2 protein-coding genes are annotated in these 1,786 nt (G+C 41.8%); both read right to left on the bottom strand.

Annotated elements, in window-relative coordinates:
- Window positions 1–377 precede the first annotated feature (377 nt).
- Window positions 378–1,262: an IS3 family transposase gene (locus tag CIK94_RS02780; protein WP_094387794.1), complete on the bottom strand. Its 885-nt coding sequence runs from the start codon at window positions 1,260–1,262 to the stop codon at window positions 378–380.
- Between the two features lie 32 nt (window positions 1,263–1,294).
- The gene (locus tag CIK94_RS02785) at window positions 1,295–1,735 is read right to left on the bottom strand and encodes a hypothetical protein (RefSeq protein WP_052484576.1); all 441 of its coding nucleotides are present in this window, start codon (window positions 1,733–1,735) and stop codon (window positions 1,295–1,297) included.
- Window positions 1,736–1,786: the final 51 nt, after the last annotated feature.

Below are 1,786 nucleotides of genomic sequence, written 5' to 3' on the forward strand. Positions count from 1 at the left end.
TGACTATTCCTAAAATTAGTTGACAGAATTGGATGCGATTAACTAATTAGGTTTACTACTTTTATTCAGTTCTCTGTTTTACTTTACAAGTTCTGTTAGTTGAACTGATTTGTTTTACAAGATTTCATCAGTAAACTGATTTGCTTTACTACCTTCTCGCATTCCAATTGCAAAGTTAATGATTATTCCTTTGATTAGTGCAAGAAATAAAAATATTTCGTAATTTTGCTGTCAGAAGCCGAAGAGGAAGCGAGCTCTGCTGAGGAGCAACTCGCCAGCAATAGGTTTCTGCATCACACTGAAATAGTGGTATGGGCGTTGTCTTTCGGGGCAGCGCCCATTATTTTAGGAGATGCTGTATGGCTAAGAAAAACCTATCAGCTGCCTGTGGTAGCAGGTCTGTTCCATGGATTGCACCAACACCTTTTTTGTTCTCCAACTTCTGTATGTACCGTTTCGGGAGTCTTGTATCCAATGCTCATATGCGGACGTTCTGTATTATAGAAACGTATGATACGAGTCAGTTCTTCCTTACAATTCTCTATTGACGGTATGCTCATCTTGTAGAGCCATTCTGTTTTGATGATGCCATTGGCGCGTTCTGCAATGGCATTTTCGAGAGGATCACCGCTTTGGGTCATGCTTATCATTATATTATGTGCCTTTAGCTCCTTAACGTATGCAGCACTACAGTACTGGCTTCCTCTATCAGAATGATGGATGAGACGGGATGCTGTTTCATCGTCAATTGTTGCCAGTGCCATACGCAGTGCCTCCAATGGGTATATGGTTTCCAAGGTCGGTCCTACTGCCCATCCCACAATCTTATGAGAATAGGCATCCGTGATAAGCGACAAGTAACACACACCCTCAGTTGTTTCTATGTACGTTATGTCACTGACCCATATTTCGTTAGGTCGCATGGGAACCACATCCTTTATCAAGTTGTCATACTTGTGGTAATGATGACTGGAGTCAGTTGTCTTGTAGTGACGACGTCTTTTCAACTGCACCATCAATCCATTGGCACGGAGCAATTCTATGAACGCATCTCGTCCAGGCATACGATCAGTGGATTCAAACAAGCGTTTGACGATGAGGTATAGTTTGGCACAACCAAGTCCAGGGTTATCCTTACGGTATTCTCTGGCCTTCTCCACGATCATGGTTTCTAAGGCATTATCGACAAAGTCATTGTCTGGATCTTCACGGTTGTAGAACGACTGTCTGCTATAACCAAACAGCCTGCAAAGGGTATTCATCGATGCTGGTGAAGACTCTTCGCGGAGCAGACTTACTGTTTGGTGCCAGATTTTTTTCTTATTGGAATATTGAATCGTTCTTCTGCAAGGTTAATCATTGTGTCGTAGGCATGGGCACGTAGTTTCTCTAGTTCTGCCTCTTTTCTTGCTTTCTTGAGCTCTGCTTTCAATTCTCTGATCTGCTCGTCTTTACTTTTGTTTGCCATAGTGTCATCGTTGTTCTCCTGCAAAGATACTAAACGATTTTCAGAAAGATAACGACCTACCCAAGAAAACAGCACCTGAATGTTGGAAATATGATGTTTCTCAACTAATTCCTCAGGCGTATTCTCGCCTTTAAGGAAATCAAGTGCAGCAAGTACTCGATCTTCTTCATCATGAATGTAGCGAGTGGATTCTACCCATACCCATTCATACTGACCTGTCGCTTCATTTAGGACACGATCTCTTTCACGTTTTACTTTTGTTCTCATACACTTTTGTTTTAGGCATCCAAAAGTGTCAAGTTTTTTTAGGGTAAGTCA

This window comes from Prevotella sp. P4-51, from assembly GCF_002251455.1.
GTDB lineage: Bacteria > Bacteroidota > Bacteroidia > Bacteroidales > Bacteroidaceae > Prevotella.

Bases quoted from the DNA above. Each gene is read 5' to 3' on its own strand.
- CIK94_RS02785 (WP_052484576.1), bottom strand. From the start codon at position 1,735: ATGAGAACAAAAGTAAAACGTGAAAGAGATCGTGTCCTAAATGAAGCG.
- CIK94_RS02780 (WP_094387794.1), bottom strand. From the start codon at position 1,262: ATGAATACCCTTTGCAGGCTGTTTGGTTATAGCAGACAGTCGTTCTAC.